The organism is Actinophytocola oryzae, assembly GCF_004364325.1.
Classification (GTDB): Bacteria; Actinomycetota; Actinomycetes; order Mycobacteriales; family Pseudonocardiaceae; genus Actinophytocola; species Actinophytocola oryzae.
In genome coordinates this window covers 389,580-412,301 of sequence record NZ_SOCP01000005.1, presented here as the reverse complement: position 1 = coordinate 412,301, position 22,722 = coordinate 389,580, and the positions used below count along the sequence as shown (strand labels likewise).

Genomic DNA, 22,722 nt, shown 5'->3' with positions numbered 1-22,722 from the left:
ATGACTGTGGTGTCCGAGTCCGTGTCGTCTGCCGTCTCGTCGTGTGCGCAAGCCGCCTACCGGGCCGCCCCGGCCCTGGCCGCCGCGCCGGACGAGACGATCGACGGCGCGCTGTCGGCGATGGCAGGGCACCTGCGGGCGTCGGCCGAGGACCTGTTGGCCGCCAACGAGGCCGACGTCCAGGCCGCGGTCGCCGACGGCATGAGCGCGGGCCTGCTCGACCGCCTGCGCCTGTCGCCGGAGCGCCTCGACACGATGGCGTCCGCACTGGAACTGCTGGCGTCGACGCCGCACCCGCAGAAGTCGACGTTCGTGCGTGACCTGCCGGACGGGCTCAAGCTGTACGAGCGGCGCAGGCCGGTAGGCGTGATCGGCGCGAACTACGAGGCCCGCCCGAACGTGACCGTCGATGTCGCGTCACAGCTCGTGAAGTCCCGCAACGCCGGCGTTCTCCGTACGGGTGGCGCGGCACTCGGCTCAGCGACGGCCCTGGTGCGCTCCGTCATCGCCCCGGCGCTGGAGGACGTGTCGCTGGACCCCGCGGCCATCCAGCTGGTGCCGACCCCGGACCGGGCTGCCGCGTCCGCGCTGGTCGCCCAGCCCGCGCACATCCCGCTGGTGATCCTGCGGGGGAGCGGCGACACCACCCGCACGCTGGGCCAGGAGGCCGCACGACACGGCGTCCGCACGCTCGCCCACGCCGACGGTGGCGGTGTCCTGTACGTGGACGTGGACGCGGACCAGGACGTCGCCCTGGACCTGGTGAAGAACAGCGTCGACCGGCTCGGGGTGTGCAACCGGCTCAACCTGCTGCTGATCCACTCGAACGTGTACGAGGCTGTGCTGCCGAGGGTGGAGAAACTGCTGGCGGGCCTGGACATCGCGGTCTCTCTGCCACCCCACTCTCACCCGATCGGGTACGAATGGGCACTCGACTCCGACCGCGAGGCGACGGTGACCGTGCTGCCGGTGTCGTCGGCACGGGAGGCCGCCGAGGTGGCCGACCGCGAGACGTCCGGCCTCGCGGCCTGCATCGCGACGACCTCGCGGGAGACCGCCGAGCTGTTCATGGACGCCTACACCGGCACGGGCGTGTTCTGGAACGCGACGACCCGGCTCCTGGACGGCTTCAAGCTCCTCGCCGTCCCGGAGACCGGCATCAACATCGACAAGGTGCCGGGGCCACGCGGTCCTGTCACGTACCCGGACCTGTGCCTGCGCCAGTACGCGGTACTACCCGCCTGACCCACGCCCCGCCCTGGCATCGCACTGAAGGACGCCTTCGTAACGCTGGGCGTACTGAAGGACGCCTTCATAACGTCCGGCTTGGCCCGCTCCGCCGATCCACGCCCGCAGTCAGGAAGAGTCCTTCAGCGCACTCGTGGAACCGTCACTGATCGCACTCGTGGAACCCGCCACTCGTCGCACTCGGGGGCCGTCACTCGTCGCGGGGTGCGGCCAGTGACTCACGCATGATGACCTCCGCGCCCACTTCCTCCACCCGGGGAGACGCACGCGGCGCCTCCAGCGCGAGCGTGATCGCCCGCGCACCGATCTCCACCAGCGGAAGCCGCACGGTCGTCAGACGGGGGGTCACGTCCCGGGCAATGGGCATGTCGTCGAACCCCACCACCGAGACGTCGGATGGAACCGACAGCCCCCGATCGCGCAGTGCCGACATCGCCCCGATCGCCATCGAGTCGTTCAACGCCATGATCGCGGTGAGCCGAGGATCGGCGTCCAGCAGCGCGGCCGTCGCGGCAGCACCCCCGTCGCGGTCGAACTCGGCGTAGGCGATGCGGCGGGTCGGCAGCGTGCGGCGGTGCTCCCGCGCGGCGCGGCGCAGGCCCGCGAGCCGGTCGGTCGTCGTCGTCAGCTGCCTGGGTGCCGCCACCACGCCGACGTGCCGGTGCCCCAGCTCGAACACGGCCGACCCGATCAGGTACCCGCCCTCCTCGTTGGCCGGCATGACCGCGTCCCCCGCCAGCTTGTGCCTGCCGACGACCGACACCCGCCCGCCCGTCGCCATGTAGGCGGCCAGTTTCGCGTTCAGGGACTTCGTGAAGGTCGGGTCGTGGTACCCCGAGCCCGCCAGGATGATCGCCTCGACCTGGTGTGCCCGCAGCAGCTCCACGTACTCCAGCTCGCGGTCCGGGTCGCGGTAGGAGTTGCAGATGATCACCAGCCGGCCCTGCTCGGACGCCACCCGCTGCAGACCCCTGGTGATCTCCGCGAAGTACGGGTCGGACACGTCGTGCACGATCACGCCGACGGTCGTCCGGTGCGAGCGGGCAAGCAACTGCGCATGCGCGTTCGGCACGTACTGCAACTCCTGGACCGCACGCAGTACACGTTCGCGCAATTCGTCCGACACGATCTTGGGACTGCCGTTCACGATGCGTGACACGGTCGCCGCGGACACGCCGGCCCGACGAGCGACATCGGCAAGCGTCGCCATGCCAGACCTCCGATGTTTGACACCAATAACTATGTCCGCCTAGCGTCAGGCTACAAGGAAAGGCCTTTCCTTCAGCCTGGAGGCGTGATTACCGCCAGTGTCCAATGTGCGGCCCCGCAACAGCAAGGCCGCCACGCCGGAGGGGTACCGATGCGTGATCCACTGCCGGGCGCGGTAGGCGTCTCGAAACTCTCCGTGTACGACACGGCCGCCCCCGACGGGCTCCACGGCGGCACCCCGCACCTCCACCTCTGCTGCACCGAGGCCTACGTCGTCGCCGCGGGCAGTGGGCGGGTCCAGACCCTCTCCGGACAGGACGGCTTCCAGGAGCACGACCTCGCGCCGGGCACGGTCCTGTGGTTCACCCCCGGCACCATCCACCGCCTGGTCAACCACGGCGGCCTGGAGATCACCGTGCTCATGGCCAACTCCGGTCTGCCGGAGGCGGGCGACGCGGTCCTGACCTTCCCGCTCGACATCGTGCGGGACCCCGACCGCTACGCCGAGGCCGCCGCGCTGCCGAACGGCGGCGCACCGGGCACCGACGTCACCGCTGCCCACCGCCGCCGTGACCTCGCCGTCCAGGGCTTCCACGAGCTGAGGAAGAACGACGGCCTCGACGAGTTCTACGCGGCGGCGACGAGGCTGAAGGAGCCGCTGCTCGGCGAGTGGCGGCGACGCTGGGAGCAGGGCGCGATGTCGGCCGCCGCGCGGACCGGGGGGCAGCTCGCCGCGCTGGCCGACGGCGACCCCGCTCACCTGCGGGAATCCCGCGTCAGCCACAAGCAGGGACCCGACGAACGGGGCCGGCTGGGGATGTGTGGACTGCTGAACACGTACCGTTACGACTGATCACGGGAAAGCCCTTGCCGCGACTAGCTTCGGACAAATAGAGTCCTAGGAAAGCGCTTGCCTGGCAGTGTCGCCCACGGCGGGAGGACTTCGTGCGCAAGAGGTGTTACACGATCGCGTTCTGTTTGTCGCTGGTCATCGGGGCCGCCACAGCTCCGGTGTCCTCGGCGCAGGACCGACTCTCCGAGGCCGTCGGTGCGGCCGAGGAGGGCCACTGGGAGAAGACCCTCATCGAGGGTGACACCGACGACCCACTGCAGATCGAACTCGACAACAGGGGCCGCGTCTTCTACATCCAGCGGTGGGGCCAGCTCAACGTGTACGACCCCAAGGCCGGCTACAGCCACGAGGCGGCCAAGTTCGACGCGTTCGTCCTGCAGACCCACGGCATGCACGGCTTCGCGCTCGACCCGGACTTCGCCAGGAACGGTTACATCTACGTCTACTACTCGCCGCGCACCAAGGACGTGAACCGCCTTTCCCGCGTCACGTTCGACAACTTCACCAACACGGTGAACATGGCGAGCGAGAAGGTGCTGCTGGAGTTCTTCTCCCAGCGGGAGATCAACGCCCACGAGGGCGGCGGCATGGACTTCGACAGCCACGGCAACCTCTACCTCGCCACCGGCGACAACACGGACCCGTGCTGCGAGGGCTACGCTCCCATCGACGAGCGCCCCGGCCGCCAGAACCAGGACGCCCAGCGCACGTCGGCGAACACCGACGACCTGCGCGGCAAGATCCTCCGCGTCCACCCGGAAGCCGACGGCACCTACACGGTCCCCAACGGGAACCTGTTCCCGCCCGGCACCGAGAAGACCCGGCCCGAGATCTGGGTGATGGGCCTGCGCAACCCGTACCGCCTGCACGTCGACCGCACGAACGACTGGGTCTACTGGGGCGAGGTCGGCCCGGACGCGCAGGACGACAACGTCGCCAGGGGCCCGATGGGCTACGACGAGTTCAACATCGCCAAGGCGGCGGGCAACTTCGGCTGGCCGCTGTGCATCGGCAGGAACCGACCGTACGTGGAGTACGACTTCACGACCGGCACGTCCGGCCAGCCCTACGACTGCGACGGCGGACCCACCAACAACTCGCCGAACAACACGGGCCTGACGAAGCTCCCGCCCGCGCAGCCCGCCTGGCTGCCCTACCCGTACCGCGTGAGCCCCGAGTGGCCCCAGCTGGGCACGGGCGGCCGGCTCGCGGTCGGCGGCCCGACCTACCACTACAACCCGGACCTCGACTCGGAGACGAAGGTCCCGGAGTCCTACGACAACACCACGTTCATCGCGGACTGGACGCGCAACGCGATGTTCGAGGTGCGCAACGACGCGGCGGGCAACGTCGCCTCGGTCAACAGGTTCCTGCCCGACATGACGTTCCTGCGCCCGATCGACATGGAGATCGGCCCGGACGGCGCGCTGTACGTGGTCGAGTGGGGCACCAACTACGGCGGCTCCGGCCGGGGCGACCCGAACTGGGACTCGGGCATCTACCGCCTCGACTACGTCAGACCGGGTGAGCGGGCCCCGATCGCCAGGGCCACCGCAACGCCGTCGTCCGGCCACGCACCGCTGACGGTCCGCTTCGGCAACCAGTCCACCGACCCCGACGCCGGCCAGGCCCTCACCTACGCATGGGACTTCGACGGCGACGGCACCACGGACTCGACCGAGGCCAACCCCAGCCACACCTTCACGACCGACGGCACCCACCGGGTCAGGCTCACCGTCGCCGACCCGACGGGCAGGCGGACGCCGGTCTACGTCACCGTGACGGTCGGCAACACCGCGCCGAGGCTCGAGCTGACCACGCCGCTGGACGGCCAGGTCTTCGACTGGGAGGTGCCGATCCAGTACACGCTGGCGGTGAGCGACCTGGACGGCACCGTCGACTGCGACCAGCCGCTCACCAGGGGCGGGGTCGGGCACATGCGCCAGGTCCACCCGGTCAGCCAGAACCGTGGCTGCGCGGGAGAGCTGACGCCGCACATCGTCGCCGGCCACGAGCCGAAGGACAACCTGACCTACGTCCTCGACGCGAGCTACACCGACGACGGCACCCCGGCACTCACGGCGACCGACCGCGTGACGCTGCAGCCCCGGCACAAGGAGGCCGAGCACTACAGCCGCCAGAGCGGCACCCGCGTGGTGAACAACAGCGAGGGCAACGGCGCCGGCCTCGTCAGCGGGATCTCCAACGGGGACTGGCTGTCCGTGACTCCGGTCAACCTGAAGGACGTGTCCAGCATCGGGTTCCGCGTCGCCAGCGCCGCGAACGGCGGCACGATCGAGCTGCGGCAGGGCAACCCGGACGGGCCGCTGCTCGGCAGCGTCGCCGTGCCGGTCACGGGCGGTGGCCAGAACTGGACCGTCGTCTCGGCGCCGGTGACCGATCCCGGTGTCACGCACGAGCTGTTCGTCGTCGCGAAGGGCGGCTCCGGAGACCTGTTCAACCTCGACTGGTTCGAGTTCGGAGGTTGACGTGCACACACGCTCGACGTGGAGAAGGTGGCGGGATTAGGTGTCAAGCATGGTGACCTCAAACGAAGCACCGGCGCGGGCCCGGCCCGCGCCGGAACCGGCGCCGCGCGTGACGTTCGGCGCCAGGGCCGTGCGCCTGCTCGACGCGTTGTGGCGCCCGGCCCTGCTGCTCGGGCTCATCTTCGTGGCGTGGTGGGTGGTTACCGCGGCAGGCTGGGTCGCGCCGTACCTCGTGCCCGCGCCGGACGCCGTGTGGGATCGGGTCACGCAGGACTGGTCCTCGCTGATGTACCACTCCTACGTCACGCTCTACGAGACGGTGATCGGCTTCCTGCTGGCGTCCGTGCTGGGCCTCGCCACGGCCGTCGCGATCGCGTACTCGCGGACGCTGGAGCGCACGCTCTACCCGATCGTGCTGTTCGCACAGGTGATCCCGAAGATCGCGATCGCGCCGCTGATCGTGGTGTGGTTCGGCAACGACCTCGCCCCGAAGATCATCCTGGCGGTGCTCATCGCGTTCTTCCCCGTGGTCGTCTCGGGGGTGGCCGGCCTGCGCTCGACCGACCCCGAACTGCTCGAGCTGCCCGCCACGATGGGTGCGAGCCGGTGGCAGACGTTCCGCAAGATCCGTTTCCCCAACGCGTTGCCGCACCTCATGGCCGGGGAGAAGGTGGCGGTGACGCTCGCCGTCGTCGGCGCGGTGGTCGGCGAGTTCGTCGGCGCCAGCGAGGGTCTCGGCTACCAGCTGATGATCGCCAACGGGAACCTCGACGCACCGCTGCTCTTCGCCGCGCTGATCCTCATGTCGCTCATCGGCATCCTGCTGTTCGTGATCGTCGAGGTGCTGGAGGCGTTGCTCATCCCCTGGCACGCCAGCCGCCGCTCCGCCACGCCACTCACCACCTCCTGAAAGGGCAACCCCATGAAGCGTCTACTCACCGGCTTAACCGCGGCGGCGCTGCTCGTCGCCTGTGCCCCCAGCGGGCAGGACAACGACGGGGCCGGCTCCGGCAGCGCGGACAACGGTCCCAAGGAGACGGTCACCTTCACCCTCAACTGGGTGCCCTACGGCGAGCACGCGCCGTTCTACTACGGCGTCCAGAAGGGTTTCTACGCCGACGAGGGCATCGACCTGAAGATCGAGCCGGGCAGCGGTTCCGGCACCACGATCAAGTCCGTCGCCCAGGGCCAGACGATGTTCGGCTGGGCCGACACGCCGCCGCTGCTCAACGCGATCACCACGGGCATGCCGGTGAAGAGCGTCGGGGTGTTCCTGCAGAAGGGCCCGGCGTCGATCGAGTTCCTGTCGGACAAGAACATCAAGTCCATTCAGGACCTGAAGGGCAAGACGGTCGGCGGCACGCCTGGTGACGCGATGTACGCGACGTTCCCCGCGCTGTTGGCCGCCAACGACATGCAGCCGACCGACGTGACCGTCGTGAACATGGACGCCGCCAACAAGATCGCACAGCTGGCCGAGGGACAGGTCGACGCGATCATGGGCTTCTTCCACGACCAGGGCCCGACCATCGAGGCACGCACCGGCAAGAAGGTCGACCACCTGCTGTTCGCCGACTCGGGCCTGAACATGCTCGGCACCGGTATCGTGGTGAGCGACGAGACCATGTCGTCCCAAAAGGACCTCGTCGGGAAGTTCGTCCGGGCGACGCAGAAGTCGTGGGCGGAGGCCGTGAAGCACCCGGAGGACGCCGCGAAGGCCATGGCGGAGCTGGCGGAGAACGAGCCGCCGCTGGAGGTGCTCGTGAAACAGCTCAAGTTGGCCGAGCCGCTGCTGCAGCTGAACACCGCCGGTGAACCGGGCGTCAACATCGACATGCAGTGGTCGGACACGATCGAGCTGATGTCGAAGTACTCGAGCCTCAAGGAGCCCGGCGAGCCGTCGAAGTACTGGGACGGCAGCTTCGCCAAGGGCGACGGGTCGTGACGGACGTCGTGACGGGTGCGGCCGTCGACATCGCCGACCTGTCGGTGCGGTTCCGCTCGAAGCGGTCCACCACCACGGCGATCGAGGACGTCTCCATGCGGGTGGCGGCGGGCGAGTTCATCTCGATCGTCGGTCCGTCCGGCTGCGGCAAGTCCACGCTGCTCAAGACCGTGGCCGGCCTGGTGCGACCGACCAGCGGCACGGTGTCCCTGTTCGGCGACGAGGTCACCGGGCCGCAGCGCGACATCGGCTTCGCGTTCCAGCGCGCGGCACTGCTGGAGTGGCGGGGCGTGCGCAAGAACATCCTGCTGCAGGCGGAGATGCGCGGGATGGACCGGGACAGGGCCGCGCGCCGCGCCGACGAGCTGATCGAGCTGGTCGGCCTGACCGGCTTCGAGAAGGCGCTGCCGCACGAGCTGTCCGGCGGCATGCAGCAGCGCGTCGCGTTGTGCCGCGCGCTGTTGCACGAGCCGCCGGTGCTGCTCATGGACGAGCCGTTCGGCGCGCTCGACGCGCTGACCCGCGAGCAGCTCAACGCCGAGCTGAACCGGATCTGGCGGGAGACCGGCACGACGATCATGCTCGTGACGCACTCCATCGCCGAGGCCGTGTTCCTCGGTACCCGGGTGGAGGTGATGAGCCCACGCCCCGGCCGGGTGATGCGCACGCTTCCCGTCGAGCTGCCGGCGGAACGGGAGTACGCGCAGGTCATGACGGACCCCCGGTTCGGTGCGCTCACCCGTGAGATCCGCGAACTGCTCGGCGCACACGAGTCTCACTAATAGGAGAACCACATGTCCCGTAGGTCGATCGGCATCGTGCTCAACGGCGTGACCGGACGCATGGGCTACCGACAGCACCTGGTCCGCTCGATCCTGGCCATCCGCGACGACGGCGGCCTCCGGCTGTCCGACGGCACGGTGCTGTGGCCGGAGCCGGTGCTGGTCGGCCGCAACGAGCGCAAGCTCGCCGAGATCGCCCAGCGGCACGGTCTGTCCGACTGGACGACGGACCTGCACGCCGCACTGGCCCGCGACGACGTGGACATCTACTTCGACGCGCTCACCACGCAGCGGCGCGAGAAGGCGATCAAGGCGGCGATCGACGCGGGCAAGCACATCTACACCGAGAAACCGCTTGCCATGGACCTCGCCGGCGCGCTCGACCTGACGCGTGCGGCCGCCTCGGCAGGGGTGCGCAACGGGGTCGTGGCGGACAAGATCTTCCTGCCGGGGCTGCGGAAGCTGAAGCGGTTGGTCGACAGCGGCTTCTTCGGCCGGGTCCTGTCCGTGCGCGCCGAGTTCGGCTACTGGGTGTTCGAGGGTGACTGGCAGCGCGCGCAGCGGCCGTCGTGGAACTACCGCGCCGAGGATGGCGGCGGCGTCGCGCTGGACATGTTCCCGCACTGGCACTACGTGCTGGAGCACATGTTCGGGCCGGTCCGTGCCGTGCAGGCCACGCTGCGCACGCACATCCCGAAGCGCTGGGACGAGAACGGCGAGGAGTACACGGCGACGGCCGACGACGCGGCGTACGCGATCTTCGAGCTGGACGGCGGCACGATCGCGCAGTTCAACTCGTCCTGGTGCGTCAGGGTGTTCCGCGACGAGCTGGTCGAGTTCCAGGTGGACGGCACGCTCGGCTCGGCGGTCGCGGGCCTGCGGCGCTGCCGTGCCCAGTCGAGGGCCGCCATGCCGATGGCGGTGTGGGACCCGGACACCCCCGCGGGCGGCGACGGCCGCGGCGACTGGTCGGAAGTTCCGGACAACATGCACTTCGACAACGGTTTCCGCGTGCAGTGGGAGGGTTTCCTGCGCCACGTCTACGCGGACGAGCCGTTCCCGTGGGACTTCGCCGCCGCCGCACGGGGTGTGCAGCTGGCCGAGCTGGGCATCCAGGCCGCGCGTGAGGGCAGGCGAATCGAGATTCCGGAGCTGTCGTGAGTCACATCGTGCTTCCTGGTGGGGAGCGCCACGAGCTGCGTGGCGGAGCCGTCGTCGGTGCCGGCGCCACGCCCGCCACCAGCCGGATCGCCTACGCCGCCGCACACGTGGTCGCCGATCCGTTGGCGGAGAACGTGCCGGGGGCGCCCGCCGCGCTCGACTGGGACGCGACGCTGGCGTTCCGGCACCACCTGTGGCGCAACGGGCTCGGTGTCGCCGAGGCCATGGACACCGCGCAACGCGGCATGGGCCTGGACTACCCGGCGGTGCGGGAGTTGGTCAGACGCAGTGCCGGCGAGGCCCGTTCGGTCGGTGGGCGCATCGTCGCCGGGGTGGCGACGGACCAGCTCGACGGCCCTGCCTCGTTGGAGAAGGTCCTCGACGCCTACCGGGAACAGCTCGCCGACGTGGTCGAGGCAGGTGCGGTGCCGGTGATCATGTGCAGCAGGCAGCTGGCCGCGGTGGCATCGACCCCGGACGAGTACCTGACGGTGTACTCGGCGCTACTGTCCGAGGTGGACTCACCGGTGCTGCTGCACTGGCTGGGCCCCGTGTTCGACCCCGCGCTCGCGGGCTACTGGGGCTCGATGGACCTGTCGGTGGCCACGGACGTCGTGCTCGGCCTGCTGAAGGACCACTCGTCCAAGGTGGACGGCATCAAGATGTCGTTGCTGGACGCGGACTTCGAGATCCTGTTCCGCCGCAGGCTGCCCGACGGCGTGCGCATGTACACCGGCGACGACTTCAACTACCCCGACCTGATCGCGGGCGACGAGCACGGGTACTCCGACGCGCTGCTGGGGGTGTTCGCGGCTATCGCGCCGGTCGTGGGTCCCGCGCTGGCTGAGCTGGACAAGGGCTCGGCCGACGGCTTCCACGCGCTGCTCGACCCCACGGTGCCCCTGGCACGCCACCTCTTCGGCGCCCCGACGCAGTACTACAAGACCGGGATCGTGTTCCTGTCGTGGCTTTCCGGCCACCAGCAGCACTTCACGATGGTGGGTGGCCTGCAGTCGGGTCGTTCGGTGACGCACCTGGCCCGGCTGCTGGTGCTGGCCGACGAGGCCGGACTGCTGCCGCACGCCGACCTGGCCGCCGCACGGGCGCGGTCCTTCTTCGCGGTGGCGGGAGTTCCCCAGTGACAGAGTTCTCGTTCAACCAGGCGACGGCGAAGTACTGGCCGTTGGTCGACGTGGTCAAGGGCTGCGCGGCGGCGGGTGTGCGGCATGTCGGCCTGTGGCGCGAGCCCGTGGCGGAGTACGGGCTGGAGCGGTCGGTCGCGCTGGTACAGGACGCGGGCCTGTCCGTCAGCTCACTGTGCCGGGGAGGCTTCTTCGGCGCCCCCGACTGGCTCGACGACAACCGCAGGGCGTTGGACGAGGCGGCTGCCCTCGGCGCCCCCGCGCTGGTGCTCGTCTGCGGCGGCTTGTTCGACCGCCCGCTGGCCGACGCCCGCGCCAGGGTGGCGTCCGGCCTCGGGGCGTTGGCGCCCCACGCGCTGGACCTGGGCGTGACGCTGGCCGTCGAGCCGATGCACCCGATGTTCTGCGCGGACCGCAGCGTGGTGTCGACCCTGGCCGGGGCGCTGGCGCTGTGCGAGCCGTTCCCCCCGGAAGCCGTGGGTATCACGCTGGACACCTACCACGTGTGGTGGGACGAGCGGGTGCTGGAGCTGATCCCGCTGGCCGGCCCGCGAATCGCGTCGTTCCAGCTGGCGGACTGGGTGATCCCCCTGCCCGCGGACGTCCTGGTGGGCAGGGGCCTGCCCGGTGCCGGACACGTCGACTTCGCCCCGCTGGTCGACGCCGTCCTCGCCACGGGCTACGACCGCCCGATCGAGGTCGAGGTCTTCAACGCGGAACTGTGGGAGCGCCCTGGCGAGGAGATCCTGCGGGACACGATCGCGGCCTACCGGTCAGTCATCCACGACTGAGCTGTGGGTCAGGTCACACGGTCCGCGAGCCAGCGTGACAGGTGCTCGTCCGCCTCGGCACGCCGTGCGGGGAAGCGGGTCGCCATGACGAACCGCCACACGACACCGAACAACGTCCGCAGCTCGACGCACGCGTCCAACTCCTCGGCGGGCACCGAACCCGGGTAGGCCGCCACGGCCGCGGCGCCGTCCACCCGGCCCGACGTCGCCAGGCAGGACAGGTCCCACCCCAGCGGCCCGAGCCACGTGTCCTCGAAGTCGTTCCACATCAGCCCTGACGGCGTGGCCAGCAGGTTTCCCGGATGCGCGTCCCCGTGCAGTGGCCGAGTCGGGAACCGCGACAGTGTCTCTTCCAGTCGCCCGGCCTCCGTCCGCAACGTCTCCGCCGCCGGCAGCACCCCCTCGACCAGCCGAAACGCGTGGCGCAGGTCCGAGAAGGGGGAGAGCCGGGGCAGGGCGGCGTCCAGGTCCGCCAGCGCGACGTGCAGGTCGTACAGCCGCGTGGCCACCTCGCCAGGGGAGATCACATGGGACGGATCGTGCGTTTCGTACCGCCACAGCCCGACCGTGTACCCGTCGACGTGGACCGCGGGCTCGATCGGCGTGGTCGCGAGAACCCCTCGGGACGCCAGGTGACGGGCCACGAGCGCGTCCCGGCGGAACCACGACCCGATGCCGGGCCTGATGCTCGCCGTCAGCGTCGCGACCCTGGCCACGACGGGTGCCGGCCGCAGGTGGACGACGACATTGGAGCCGTCGTGCAGCACCACCGGATCGTCGCAGACGACGCCGAGTGACGTGGCGGCCGTCACGGCCGCACGGGTGGGTGACACGATCATCATCGTGGCACCCGCCCGACCAGCGGCGCGCCCCGTTTCGCCAGGCAAGCCCAGGCGTGCCCGCCCATTCCGCGAGGGCTACGATCGCTGCGAATCTTGTAGACCCGCAGGAGGCATGGAGTGACGGCAGTAGCCCCGAAGCCGATCGCCACGCGGCCCTACCCGGCGCGTCCGGCTGCCAAGGGTTCATACCTGCTGCAGCTGTTCCGGGAGACCGACCCGAAGAAGATCGGCGTGATGTACCTGGTCACGGCGTTCGCCTTCTTCATGGTCGGTGGCGCGATGGCGATGCTCATCCGCTCCGAGCTGGCGTTCCCCGGGCAGCAGTTCCTGTCCCAGGAGCAGTACAACCAGCTGTTCACCATGCACGGCACGATCATGCTGCTGCTGTACGCGACACCGATCCTCTTCGGCTTCGCGAACTTCGTGCTGCCGATCCAGATCGGCGCCCCGGACGTGGCATTCCCCCGACTGAACGCCTTCAGTTACTGGCTGTTCCTCTTCGGTGGGCTCATCGTCCTGTCGGGGTTCCTCACCCCGGGTGGCGCCGCAGACTTCGGCTGGTTCGCGTACACGCCGCTGTCGGACAAGATTCACTCGCCCGGTGTCGGCGGTGACCTGTGGATCGTCGGCCTGATCCTCTCGGGTCTCGGCACCATTCTCGGTGGCGTCAACATGCTCACCACCGTCATCTGCCTGCGTGCCCCCGGCATGACGATGTTCCGGATGCCGATCTTCACCTGGAACATCTTCATCACGTCGATCCTGATCCTGATCGCGTTCCCGATCCTGACCGCGGCCCTGTTCGGCCTGCTGGCGGACCGACAGTTCGGCGCGCACGTGTTCGACCCGGCCAACGGCGGCGTGATCCTCTGGCAACACCTCTTCTGGTTCTTCGGCCATCCAGAGGTCTATATCGTCGCGCTACCGTTCTTCGGCATCGTGTCCGAGATCTTCCCGGTCTTCAGCCGCAAGCCGCTGTTCGGCTACCGCGGCCTGGTCTACGCGACGCTGGGCATCGCGGCGCTGTCCGTGGCCGTCTGGGCGCACCACATGTACGCGACCGGCGCCGTGCTGCTGCCGTTCTTCTCCTTCATGACGTTCCTCATCGCGGTCCCGACCGGGGTGAAGTTCTTCAACTGGATCGGCACGATGTGGAAGGGTTCGCTGACCTTCGAGACCCCGATGCTGTTCAGCGTCGGCTTCCTGGTCACGTTCCTCTTCGGCGGCCTGACGGGCATCCTGCTGGCCGCGCCCGCCATCGACTTCCACGTGTCGGACACGTACTTCGTCGTCGCGCACTTCCACTACGTGCTCTACGGCACGATCGCGTTCGCGACGTTCGCGGGCATCTACTTCTGGTTCCCGAAGATCACCGGCCGGTTCCTCGACGAGCGACTCGGCAAGCTGCACTTCTGGACCACGTTCATCGGCTTCCACGGCACGTTCCTCGTCCAGCACTGGCTGGGCAACGAGGGCATGCCGCGCCGCTACGCCGACTACCTGGCGTCGGACGGGTTCACCACCCTGAACACGATCTCCACGATCGGGGCCTACATCCTCGGCGCCTCGACCCTGCCGTTCATCTGGAACGTGTTCAAGAGCTACCGCTACGGCGAGATCACCACCGCGGACGACCCGTGGGGCTACGGCAACTCGCTGGAGTGGGCGACCACGACCCCGCCGCCGAGGCACAACTTCCTCGAGCTGCCGCGCATCCGGTCCGAGCGCCCCGCGTTCGACCTGCACTACCCGCACGCGATCGACGATGCGCACCGCGACAAGTACATCGGCCCGTTCAGCGCCAAGCACCGAGGGCACACGCCCCCCGCGCCGTCGGAGAAACTCTCCGAGGCCATGGGCGAAGACGACGTCAAGAACAACGACTGACTGACCGTGTCACCCCAACCGACCAGCACGCCGGTCCTCGTCACCGTCACTGGGCCGGACAAACCGGGTGTCTCGTCCGTCCTGTTCGCGGTGCTGACCAGGCACGGTGTCGAGATCCTCGACGTCGAGCAGGTCACCATCAGGGGACAGCTGGTGCTCGGGGTCCTGGTCAGCACCGACCACGACCCGGAGGGCCTGCAGGAGGCGGTCGAGCAGGCGATGGCGACCGTGACCATGCACGTCACGGTCGAGATGGACGTGGACCCGCAGACCCCGGCCCGGGTTGGCTCCAGCCACGTGCTGGTGGTCCTGGGCCGCCCGATGCCGGCGCGGGCGTTCGCGGAGGTGGCCCGCCGCCTGGCCGCGTTGGACGTCAACATCGACGCCATCCGCAGGGTGGCCGACTACCCGGTGACGGGTCTCGAGCTGCGGGTGTCGGTGGCGCAGGACACGCCGGAGTCGGACGCGCAGCTGCGCTCGGCCCTGGCCGACGTGTCCGCCCGCGTCGACCTTGACGTGGCCGTGGAACGCGAGGGCCTGACGCGCCGGGCCAAGCGCCTGGTCGTGTTCGACGTCGACTCGACGCTGATCCAGGGCGAGGTCATCGAGATGCTGGCGGCCCACGCAGGCTGCGAGGCCGAGGTCCGCGAGATCACCGAGGCCGCGATGCGGGGCGAACTGGACTTCACGGCGTCGCTGGAACGTCGAGTGGCGTGCCTGGCGGGTCTCCCGGTGTCGGCGCTGGACGAGGTGGCCGACTCCCTGACCCTGACTCCCGGCGCCAGGACGACCATCCGCACCCTCAAGCGCATAGGTTTCCGCTGCGGCGTGGTGTCGGGCGGGTTCACACCGATCATCGAGCGCCTGGCGGAGGACCTTGGCCTGGACTTCCACGTGGCCAACGACCTGGAAGTCGAAGACGGCAAGCTGACGGGCAGGGTGACAGGTGAGGTCGTCGATCGGGCAGGCAAGGCTACGGCGCTGCGCCGGTTCGCAGACCAGTTCGACATCCCGCTGTCCCAGTGCGTGGCGATAGGCGACGGCGCGAACGACATAGACATGCTCAGCACGGCGGGCCTGGGCGTGGCGTTCAACGCGAAGCCGGCACTGCGCGAGGTGGCGGACACGGCGCTGTCGCACCCGTACCTGGATGTGGTGCTGTTCGTGCTGGGCGTGACAAGGGCCGAGGTGGAAGCCGCGGACGCGGCGGACGGCCTGCCGCTACCCCGCCAATGACCGGCACGGTCCTGGACACACTGGCCGACCGCTACGCCCACTGGCTGGGCCTACCAGCGTCGGCGACGAATGACGTCTCGGACGAGGACCCGGCAGAAGTCCGCGCGATGCCGGTGATCCTGCGGATAGAACGAGGCGACCCGCCGCAGCGCACCCCACTGCTGGAGGCCGCGGCAGCCGCGGCGGTGGCCGTGTGCCTGGACCCCCGTGCCGAGGCGGAAGGCGAGTGGCACGACCAGGTGAAGGCGTGGGTGGACAGCAGGATCCGCAAGGTCTCCCGCCGCGCGCGAGGTGCGCACTGGGAGGCGGTGCAGTCCCTGCCGGGCGTGACGATCACGGTGGACGGCGCGTCGGCGAGGGCCCTGGTTCCGGGCCTGGTGGCGGAGACGCCGAAGGAAGTGTCGCGCCTGCAGATCTCCGGCAGCGAGATCCCGGCCGACGACCCGGGCCCCGCGCCACCGGACGTGCCGACCCTGTGGCTGAACCCGAAGGTCCCGATGACCGCGGGCAAGGCGGCAGCCCAGGTGGGCCACGCGTCGATGCTGCTGGCAGCAGCCCTGAAAGCCGACGGCCGGGAGTCGTACTTCGAGGACTGGAAGGACTTCCGCTGCGCCGTGCGTACTCCGCCCCTGCGCACGTGGGCATCCCTCCACCCCGGTGACGACCCCCTGAACGCGTGGCGCCGCCGTCAGGTGGTCGCGGTGAGGGACGCGGGCTTCACGGAAGTAGCTCCCGGCACGGTAACGGTTCTGGCGCAACTGCCCTGAGATCCGGAAATACTGCCCGCCCTGATTTTCGCGCGCGGGCGTGAGGTGACCCCCCTCGCGATCGTGCTGGGATTCGTCCTCATCGTGATCGTGCTGATCGTGGCCGGTTCCATCGTGATCCCGCTTACCCGCTGACCCGACTACGGGGGTGGGGGATTACCTGCGGCCAGATCCCGAAGAATGTGTGGTTCGGTGATCGTCACCCGATGTCTGCCGGTCGCTATCACTGACAGGCGTTTCAGGTCGTCAAGGCCGCGCAGCAGGGTTCGGCGGGAAACTCTGGCATAACTCGCCAGATCTTCCTGGGTGACGTTCAGGCTCGCCCTTTCCACGTTCGTCCAGTCGGGGTAGTACTGGACCGCCAACTCCAGAAGGACCGCCGCCAGGCGCTGGGTGAGGTCCGAGCCGCCCGACTCGAGGCGTAATCGATCAGACTGCTGCAGGCGAATGCCGGTCGTCCTGAGGAGTTCTCTCGCTATTCCCGGGTGGCGCTGGAGCAGGTTCAACAACCGGTCGTGGGGGACCACCAGCGTGCGGACCTTGTCGAGCGCGGTGATGGTCGCCGAGCGGGAGAGTTGGCTGATCGGGGACAGTTCTCCGACGATCTCCGCGGGCCCTCTCGCCGCCAGGGGAGCGTCCTCACCTCGGTAGTTCCGGGCCGTGATCTTTACCCAGCCCTCCAGAATCACGTACATGCTGCTCGGCGGACTTCCCTCCAGTGCGAGGATTTCGCCGGGTAACCAGGTGCGTTCGTAACCCGATTCGGTCAGCGCGGTGCGGTCCGCCTGCCGTAGGCGCAGCCATGCTCGGCGTTCGCCGTGGGTGTCATCTGACGGAGCCATCGGTTGGCCTCCCCCGAGCCCGGTGAATTCGTGTCACCGAACGCGCCATTTGACACATTACCTCCCCCCGAACTCGGCGAGCATGGTCATACAGGATAAATACAGAGATCAGGAGCCAACGATGGAAAGTCATCATGTGGCCGACTGGGCACCCCGTTCACAGGCGAGCAAGCCGATCGCCTTCCCGCCGCATCCGCCGTTGCAGTCGGGCGGCTGGTACCACGGCACGACCATCGAGGTGGCAGGACCTGGTCGGCCGGCCGTAAGCACGCCATCGCCCAAGTCGGCCACGACCGCGGTCCTGCTCAGCCTGCTGTTCGGGCCCCTGGGGCTGTGCTACCTGTCCGTCACCGGCGGGCTCGTCGCGACCGTGGTCACGGTGGCCGTACTGGGCTGGGCGGGCGCCGGGTTCCTGCCGCTGCTGTTCCTGTGGCCACTGGCCGTCGCGGTGGCGGTGTACGGGTCCCGGCTCTAGCCCTCCCGCTGCCAGATCACGAAGAGGCCGTCCTCGATGGTGGTCATGGCCTCGACGAACGCGTCGTTGTCGAAGTTGGGGAGCGACTGCAGGCGCGACATCAGGTCATCGGCCGACGGGTCGCCGGCCGGGACGGCACAGCCGCCACCGCCCTCGGCCACCAACAGGAAGAACGTGTCCTCCTTCCATGGGCCCTCCGGGGTGGTCCGGATGGCCACCTCCTTGAGCTTCGCCCACGTCACCGATTCCTCGGTGCCGTCGGCCAACTGCCGGCGGACGCCGTCGTCGTCGATGGTGATGCTGGTGGTCACGCACTCTCCTTTGATGAGCTTGACGCGTCCAGACGGCGCAGTGCCGCCCGCACTACCTCTGGATCGCTCGTCGTCCAGTAGCTCGGCAGCGACGAGCGCAGGAAGCCGCCGTACCGCGCGGTGGCCAGTCGGGGGTCGAGGATCGCGATCACGCCGCGGTCCTCGGTGCTGCGCAGCAGCCTGCCGGTGCCCTGGGCGAGCAGCAGCGCGGCGTGCGTGGCCGCCACCGACAGGAAACCGTTGCCGCCCCGGGCTTCCACCGCGCGCTGGCGTGCCGACGCGAGGGGGTCGTCCGGGCGGGGGAACGGGATGCGGTCGACGATCACCAGCTGCAGCGACGGGCCCGGCACGTCGACGCCCTGCCACAGGGACAGCGTGCCGAACAGGCAGCTGACCTCGTCCTCGGCGAACTTCCTGACCAGCAGCGCCGTCGAGTCCTCGCCCTGGCACAGGATCGGCAGGTCCGTGCGTTTGCGGAGCTCCTCGGTCGCCTGCTTCGCCGCCCGCATCGACGAGAACAGCCCGAGCGTGCGGCCGCCCGCCGCGGTCATCAGGTCGTTGATCTCGTCCAGGTAGGACGGTGGCAGGCCGTCGCGTCCCGGCGGCGGCATGTGCTTGGCCAGGTACAGGATCCCGCGCCGCGCGTGGTCGAACGGGGAGCCGACGTCCAGTGCCGTCCAGCGCGGGCCCTCGACCGACTTCTCCGTCGCCGCGCCCTCGGTCGGCGTGCTCGCACCCTCCTTCTCGGGCGGCAGGCCCCACGAGCGCGCCATCGAGTCGAAGTTCCCGCCCAGCGTGAGCGTCGCCGACGTCAGCACCGTGGTCGTCTGGCCGAACAGCCGCTCCCGCAGCAACCCGGCCACGCCGAGGGGCGCGACGCTGATCGTCGGCGGGCGGTTGCCGTTCGGGTCCGTGCGCCACACGACGTCGCGGCGGTGCGCGTCGTCGGCGTCCCACGCACCCAGCAGCCGCACCGCCGTGTCGTGGACCTCCTCCAGCTGCGACAGCGCGAGCTTGCGTGCCGTCTGGACGTCCACGTCCCCGGACTTCTCCGACCCGAGGCCCGTGATGCACGCGTGCGCGGCGTCGCGGATCGCGGTGAGCGTGCCGCCGAGCGGCTTGGGCATCTCGTCGAGCCTGCCGGTCGGCAGGTCCTCCATGACCAGCGCGAGCCCGTCCCCGGCCTCCAGCAGCTGGTCGGCCACCTCCTGGTCGACGACCCGGCCCGCGCGCCTGGCGGCCATGGTGATCATCCCGGACGTCAGCTCGGACGTCGCAACCGACGTCACGCGGTCGACCAGGTCGTGTGCCTCGTCGACGATCACCAGGTCGTGCTCCGGCAGCACCTGGTAGCCCTGCATGGCGTCGATGGCCAGCAGCGCGTGGTTGGTGACCACGAGGTCCGCGCGGCCCGCCTCCTCGCGTGCCTTCTCGGCGAAGCAGTCCGAACCCACCGGGCAGCGGGCCTTGCCGAGGCACTCCCGCGCCGACACCGACACCTGCCGCCACGCCTGCTCGCTGACGCCGGGCACGACCTCGTCCCGGTCACCCGTCTCGGTGTCCGACACCCACTCGCGCAGCCGCGTCACCTCGCGGCCGATCCTGGAGACGGCGAACGGGTCGAACAGCGCGGCGTCCTCCGGCTCGTCCTCGAAGCCGCTGTCGATCTTGTGCAGGCACAGGTAGTTGCGGCGGCCCTTGAGGATCGCGAACGTCGGCTTGCGGCCCAGCGGCTTCGCGAGCGCCTTCTCCAGCCGGGGCAGGTCGCGGTCGATGAGCTGGCGCTGCAGCGCGATCGTCGCCGTCGACACCACCACCGTGGCCTCTCTGGCGACCGCGTGCCGCAGGGCAGGCACGAGGTAGGCGAGCGACTTGCCGGTGCCGGTGCCCGCCTGCACCGCGAGGTGGTCGCCGGTGCGGACGGCACGCGCGACAGCCTCCGCCATGGCCACCTGACCAGGGCGTTCCGCGCCACCGACCGCGTCGACGGCGGTCGTCAGCAGCTCGTTGACGCCAGGGAGGTCGGAGGAGGACGGCACAGGCAGACGGTACCTCCGACCACCGACACAGCCCGACGGGGCTCGCCGCCGCCACGGTGTCCCATCCCGACTGTCCAGGTGTGCCGCCCAGGCACACGGACGGTGGAACACCCGGCGTGGGGCCGGTCGTGCGGCCGCGGGTAGCCGGTAGTGTCCGCCCGCATGCAGGTGGTGTACGCGCCGGAACGTGACGGCGACCCGGACCCGGGTGAAGTGGTGTGGGGCTGGGTGCCCTACGAGGATGACCCATCCCAGGGCAAGGACCGGCCGGTCCTGGTCATCGGCTACGCGGACAGCGACGGCTCCCGGCTGCTCGCGGTGCCGCTGAGCAGCAAGAACCCCGAGCACAAGCGGGACGCCGACGAGTGGGTCGCGGTGGGCACCGGCGACTGGGACCGCGACGAGCGCGAGAGCTACGCCAACGCCGACCGCCTCCTGCGCTACGACCCGGCCGACGTCCGCCGCGAGGGCGCCGCGCTGCCCCGCCACCGCTTCGACGCGGTGGTGGCCAAGGCCCGAGAGCTGGGCAACCTGCCCTGAATGCTCTGAAGGACGCCTTCCTGACGCTCGGTGTCAGGAAGGCGTCCTTCAGGGCATCGGTCAGTGGTCCAGGGCCAGCCGGGTCTCGGCGTTCCTGCGGGTCTTGGTCCAACCGTTCCGCTTGCGGATCAGGCGGTACAGCGCTCGCCACGACGTGATGTAGAAGGTGTAGATGTACACCGCGTAGGCGAAGCCGTACATGACTCCCCGGAACGCGCTCACCGTCGGCTCGCACCGTGACCGGTAGACCGGGCCCCACACGAGGAACGGCAGCAGCCCGAACGCGCCGTACACCGCGAACAGCACCCAGGCGCCGTCGGCGAACCACGCCCACACCTGTGTCGGGTCGGCCGAGGCGCGAAATCCCAGCAGCAGGAACGGAATCGGGTACACCAGCGTGCCGAGCAGCTGCATCCACGGCTGGGCAAGGTAGTACAGCATCTCCGCGGCGCCCAGGGTGCTGAGGTGCCCTGAGGACCAGATCTGCCGCATGTACCGCGCGCACTGCATCGTCCCCTGACCCCAGCGCGTGCGTTGCGACAGGAACCGCCGCAGGCTGTACAGGCCCTCCTGCGCGACGTGCGTGTCGCGCGTGAACCCGGTTCGCCAGCCCGACGTCAGCAGGTGCACGCCAAGCTCGAAGTCCTCGAGCAGCGCGCCACGCCACGGCCCGGACTCGTCCGAGATCGACTCCAGTGCGGCCACGCGGGTGAACTGTCCGTTGCCGCCCATCGAGATCGTGCCGGTGATGCCGCGTGAGGTCTGGATCGCGGCAATGGCCGTGCGGAACTCCAGGTCCTGCATGCGCACGAGCCCCGCGCCGAACCGGCGGCCGAACCACCTGCCCTCGGCGGGCAGCGCGCCCCGGTTGCTCATCCACACGTCGACCTGTACGGCGCCGACGGTCTCGTCGCCGAAGAGGTGGTCGGCCACGCAGGCCGCGAAGCAGTCCGGCGCGGGCCGCCCGTCCGCGTCCACGACGACCACGATCGTCCGCATCAGATCGGCGTCGGGCCGCAACGACGCCACCAGCTCCAGGTAGGCGGCGTTGAGTGCGTTCCCCTTGCCGGTGCGGGCGTCCGGCCGCTGCCTGCGTACCAGGTGGACACGCGTGTCGGTGAAGGACGAGACGACCGCGGCGGTGTCGTCGTCCGAGGCGTCGTCGATGACCCACACGTTCGCCGACGCGAACGTGTCGAGCAGGTACCGGATCGTGCTCCCGACCACGGCCTCCTCGTCCCGGCACGGCACGAGGAAGTGCCAGTCGAACCCCGACGGGTCGCCGGGCTCCGCCGGACGGTGTCGCAGGTACGGCACGACGATCAGGCAGACGTAGGTCAGGAACGCGACGCTCATCGTCAGGGCGAGTGCCTGGGTGAGCCCCAGGATGACCGGCAGGCTCATGCGGCGACCTTGCGGCGGGACCTGGTGGCGAGCCACACGAACAGCACGAGCGCGGCGGCGCCACCGAAGACGGAGACGAACGAGCCGAACAGGGTGTGCCCGAGGTAGTAGCCCTGGTCGGTGCCGAGCCAGTTGATCAGGCCGACCAGCATCAGCAGCCGCAGCTGGTTCACCACGATCAGCACCACCGTCGCGATGCCGAGTGCGCCGAGGACCTGCTTGGCGATGTGCGGTCGCAGCAGGATCATCACGGCACCGATCAGCAACAGCGGCAACAGAAGGAACGCCGACGTGCACTCAGGGGACATCCGCAGTCCGAAAGGATGTTCTCCGATCAGTCCGAAGTAGACTGTCTGGCGCGCCGCGGCGACGTACACACCGTCCGAGGTGAACAGCTTGATGAGCCCGCCGGCCAGCTGCATCTCGACTGTGCGGTACACGCGGTGCCACGCCACCAGCGCGCCCGCGGCCAGCAACAGCAGCGCGGCCAGCGGGTAGTGCCACCGCAGTGGTGGGGAAAGTGCCACCGTCACGCCGAATCTCCTCTCCGTTGGCCAACGCTTGATCTTGCATCCAAGTACCGGGTGAGGGACATCCCTTGATCAGGTAGTCGTCGACGGTCGGAAGTAGCGGAGCGTTGATCACTTTGGGTCCGAACTGGATACCGGGGGGTGGATGTGCCCCACTATCCGGTCGATGCGCGCGAAAGATCTTCCCTGACGGCACCGGTTCTGCGATGAGTAGTCGAACGGCGCAGCA

At 69.5% G+C, this 22,722-nt stretch carries 21 protein-coding genes; 14 read left to right on the top strand and 7 right to left on the bottom strand.

From position 1 onward, the window contains the following. A complete protein-coding gene (locus CLV71_RS16565; RefSeq protein WP_133903641.1) occupies window positions 1–1,245 on the top strand; it encodes an aldehyde dehydrogenase family protein in 1,245 nt (414 codons plus the stop codon). A gap of 193 nt (window positions 1,246–1,438) precedes the next feature. Here CLV71_RS16565 and CLV71_RS16560 read toward each other — a convergent pair whose 3' ends face one another. Then, a complete protein-coding gene (locus CLV71_RS16560) occupies window positions 1,439–2,458 on the bottom strand; it encodes a LacI family DNA-binding transcriptional regulator (protein ID WP_133903640.1) in 1,020 nt (339 codons plus the stop codon). 150 nt (window positions 2,459–2,608) lie between these two features. Here CLV71_RS16560 and CLV71_RS16555 point away from each other — a divergent pair, with 150 nt between their 5' ends. The 8 genes from CLV71_RS16555 (at window position 2,609) to CLV71_RS16520 (ending at window position 11,620) form a co-directional block, all read left to right on the top strand. Continuing rightward, window positions 2,609–3,310: a cupin domain-containing protein gene (locus tag CLV71_RS16555; RefSeq protein ID WP_133903639.1), complete on the top strand. Its 702-nt coding sequence runs from the start codon at window positions 2,609–2,611 to the stop codon at window positions 3,308–3,310. 92 nt (window positions 3,311–3,402) lie between these two features. Next, on the top strand, window positions 3,403–5,799 hold the full coding sequence (locus CLV71_RS16550) for a PQQ-dependent sugar dehydrogenase (RefSeq protein ID WP_133903638.1): 2,397 nt from the start codon (window positions 3,403–3,405) through the stop codon (window positions 5,797–5,799). 49 nt (window positions 5,800–5,848) lie between these two features. Continuing rightward, window positions 5,849–6,709: an ABC transporter permease gene (locus CLV71_RS16545; RefSeq protein ID WP_133903637.1), complete on the top strand. Its 861-nt coding sequence runs from the start codon at window positions 5,849–5,851 to the stop codon at window positions 6,707–6,709. Window positions 6,710–6,721: 12 nt separating this feature from the next. Then, window positions 6,722–7,744 carry an ABC transporter substrate-binding protein gene (locus CLV71_RS16540; protein WP_133903636.1) on the top strand — a complete coding sequence of 341 codons (1,023 nt, stop codon included), beginning with the start codon at window positions 6,722–6,724 and terminating at the stop codon, window positions 7,742–7,744. Continuing rightward, window positions 7,741–8,526, top strand: a complete 786-nt coding sequence (locus CLV71_RS16535; RefSeq protein ID WP_243866512.1) for an ABC transporter ATP-binding protein — start codon at window positions 7,741–7,743, stop codon at window positions 8,524–8,526. Before CLV71_RS16540 ends, CLV71_RS16535 begins: the two co-directional genes overlap by 4 nt. A 12-nt stretch (window positions 8,527–8,538) precedes the next feature. Beyond that, complete coding sequence (locus CLV71_RS16530; protein ID WP_133903635.1) at window positions 8,539–9,687, top strand: Gfo/Idh/MocA family protein; 1,149 nt, start codon at window positions 8,539–8,541, stop codon at window positions 9,685–9,687. Between the two features lie 5 nt (window positions 9,688–9,692). Beyond that, window positions 9,693–10,829, top strand: coding sequence for a dihydrodipicolinate synthase family protein (locus tag CLV71_RS16525; protein ID WP_133903894.1), 1,137 nt, complete (start codon window positions 9,693–9,695; stop codon window positions 10,827–10,829). Beyond that, window positions 10,826–11,620: a sugar phosphate isomerase/epimerase family protein gene (locus CLV71_RS16520; RefSeq protein WP_133903634.1), complete on the top strand. Its 795-nt coding sequence runs from the start codon at window positions 10,826–10,828 to the stop codon at window positions 11,618–11,620. The genes CLV71_RS16525 and CLV71_RS16520 overlap by 4 nt, the downstream gene beginning before the upstream one ends. 8 nt (window positions 11,621–11,628) lie before the next feature. On the opposite strand, the gene CLV71_RS16515 is transcribed toward CLV71_RS16520, so the two are convergent. Next, on the bottom strand, window positions 11,629–12,453 hold the full coding sequence (locus CLV71_RS16515) for a phosphotransferase family protein (RefSeq protein ID WP_243866511.1): 825 nt from the start codon (window positions 12,451–12,453) through the stop codon (window positions 11,629–11,631). A gap of 126 nt (window positions 12,454–12,579) precedes the next feature. Here CLV71_RS16515 and ctaD point away from each other — a divergent pair, with 126 nt between their 5' ends. The 3 genes from ctaD to CLV71_RS16500 are packed head-to-tail and all read left to right on the top strand — an operon-like array spanning window position 12,580 to window position 16,352. Next, a complete protein-coding gene (gene ctaD / locus CLV71_RS16510; RefSeq protein ID WP_133903633.1) occupies window positions 12,580–14,349 on the top strand; it encodes an aa3-type cytochrome oxidase subunit I in 1,770 nt (589 codons plus the stop codon). Window positions 14,350–14,355: 6 nt separating this feature from the next. After that, window positions 14,356–15,585 carry a phosphoserine phosphatase SerB gene (gene serB, locus CLV71_RS16505; protein WP_133903632.1) on the top strand — a complete coding sequence of 410 codons (1,230 nt, stop codon included), beginning with the start codon at window positions 14,356–14,358 and terminating at the stop codon, window positions 15,583–15,585. Next, window positions 15,582–16,352, top strand: a complete 771-nt coding sequence (locus CLV71_RS16500; protein ID WP_133903631.1) for a peptidyl-tRNA hydrolase — start codon at window positions 15,582–15,584, stop codon at window positions 16,350–16,352. The genes serB and CLV71_RS16500 overlap by 4 nt, the downstream gene beginning before the upstream one ends. Window positions 16,353–16,492: 140 nt before the next feature. Here the strand turns inward: CLV71_RS16500 and CLV71_RS16495 are convergent, their stop codons facing one another. Next, complete coding sequence (locus CLV71_RS16495; protein ID WP_133903630.1) at window positions 16,493–17,194, bottom strand: Crp/Fnr family transcriptional regulator; 702 nt, start codon at window positions 17,192–17,194, stop codon at window positions 16,493–16,495. Between the two features lie 121 nt (window positions 17,195–17,315). On the opposite strand from CLV71_RS16495, the gene CLV71_RS16490 reads away from it, so the two are divergent. Further along, a complete protein-coding gene (locus CLV71_RS16490) occupies window positions 17,316–17,669 on the top strand; it encodes a hypothetical protein (RefSeq protein WP_133903629.1) in 354 nt (117 codons plus the stop codon). On the opposite strand, the gene CLV71_RS16485 is transcribed toward CLV71_RS16490, so the two are convergent. Together CLV71_RS16485 and CLV71_RS16480 are read right to left on the bottom strand one after the other, a co-directional pair. Continuing rightward, entirely contained in the window at window positions 17,666–17,980 is a 315-nt protein-coding gene (locus tag CLV71_RS16485; RefSeq protein ID WP_133903628.1) for a hypothetical protein, read from the bottom strand. The genes CLV71_RS16490 and CLV71_RS16485 overlap by 4 nt on opposite strands. Continuing rightward, window positions 17,977–20,019, bottom strand: coding sequence for an ATP-dependent DNA helicase (locus tag CLV71_RS16480; RefSeq protein WP_133903627.1), 2,043 nt, complete (start codon window positions 20,017–20,019; stop codon window positions 17,977–17,979). Before CLV71_RS16480 ends, CLV71_RS16485 begins: the two co-directional genes overlap by 4 nt. Window positions 20,020–20,181: 162 nt before the next feature. Here CLV71_RS16480 and CLV71_RS16475 point away from each other — a divergent pair, with 162 nt between their 5' ends. Continuing rightward, window positions 20,182–20,559: a type II toxin-antitoxin system PemK/MazF family toxin gene (locus CLV71_RS16475; protein WP_133903626.1), complete on the top strand. Its 378-nt coding sequence runs from the start codon at window positions 20,182–20,184 to the stop codon at window positions 20,557–20,559. A gap of 60 nt (window positions 20,560–20,619) precedes the next feature. Here CLV71_RS16475 and CLV71_RS16470 read toward each other — a convergent pair whose 3' ends face one another. Then, window positions 20,620–21,963, bottom strand: coding sequence for an XrtP-associated glycosyltransferase (locus CLV71_RS16470; RefSeq protein WP_133903625.1), 1,344 nt, complete (start codon window positions 21,961–21,963; stop codon window positions 20,620–20,622). Beyond that, window positions 21,960–22,496: an exosortase P gene (xrtP, locus tag CLV71_RS16465; protein ID WP_243866509.1), complete on the bottom strand. Its 537-nt coding sequence runs from the start codon at window positions 22,494–22,496 to the stop codon at window positions 21,960–21,962. Before xrtP ends, CLV71_RS16470 begins: the two co-directional genes overlap by 4 nt. Between the last annotated feature and the right edge of the window lie 226 nt (window positions 22,497–22,722).

Coding starts and splice junctions, on each gene's coding strand:
- CLV71_RS16560 (WP_133903640.1), bottom strand. CDS start 2,458: ATGGCGACGCTTGCCGATGTCGCTCGTCGGGCCGGCGTGTCCGCGGCG.
- CLV71_RS16500 (WP_133903631.1), top strand. CDS start 15,582: ATGACCGGCACGGTCCTGGACACACTGGCCGACCGCTACGCCCACTGG.
- CLV71_RS16565 (WP_133903641.1), top strand. CDS start 1: ATGACTGTGGTGTCCGAGTCCGTGTCGTCTGCCGTCTCGTCGTGTGCG.
- CLV71_RS16540 (WP_133903636.1), top strand. CDS start 6,722: ATGAAGCGTCTACTCACCGGCTTAACCGCGGCGGCGCTGCTCGTCGCC.
- CLV71_RS16555 (WP_133903639.1), top strand. CDS start 2,609: ATGCGTGATCCACTGCCGGGCGCGGTAGGCGTCTCGAAACTCTCCGTG.
- CLV71_RS16495 (WP_133903630.1), bottom strand. CDS start 17,194: ATGGCTCCGTCAGATGACACCCACGGCGAACGCCGAGCATGGCTGCGC.
- CLV71_RS16545 (WP_133903637.1), top strand. CDS start 5,849: ATGGTGACCTCAAACGAAGCACCGGCGCGGGCCCGGCCCGCGCCGGAA.
- CLV71_RS16530 (WP_133903635.1), top strand. CDS start 8,539: ATGTCCCGTAGGTCGATCGGCATCGTGCTCAACGGCGTGACCGGACGC.
- CLV71_RS16490 (WP_133903629.1), top strand. CDS start 17,316: ATGGAAAGTCATCATGTGGCCGACTGGGCACCCCGTTCACAGGCGAGC.
- CLV71_RS16470 (WP_133903625.1), bottom strand. CDS start 21,963: ATGAGCCTGCCGGTCATCCTGGGGCTCACCCAGGCACTCGCCCTGACG.
- CLV71_RS16475 (WP_133903626.1), top strand. CDS start 20,182: ATGCAGGTGGTGTACGCGCCGGAACGTGACGGCGACCCGGACCCGGGT.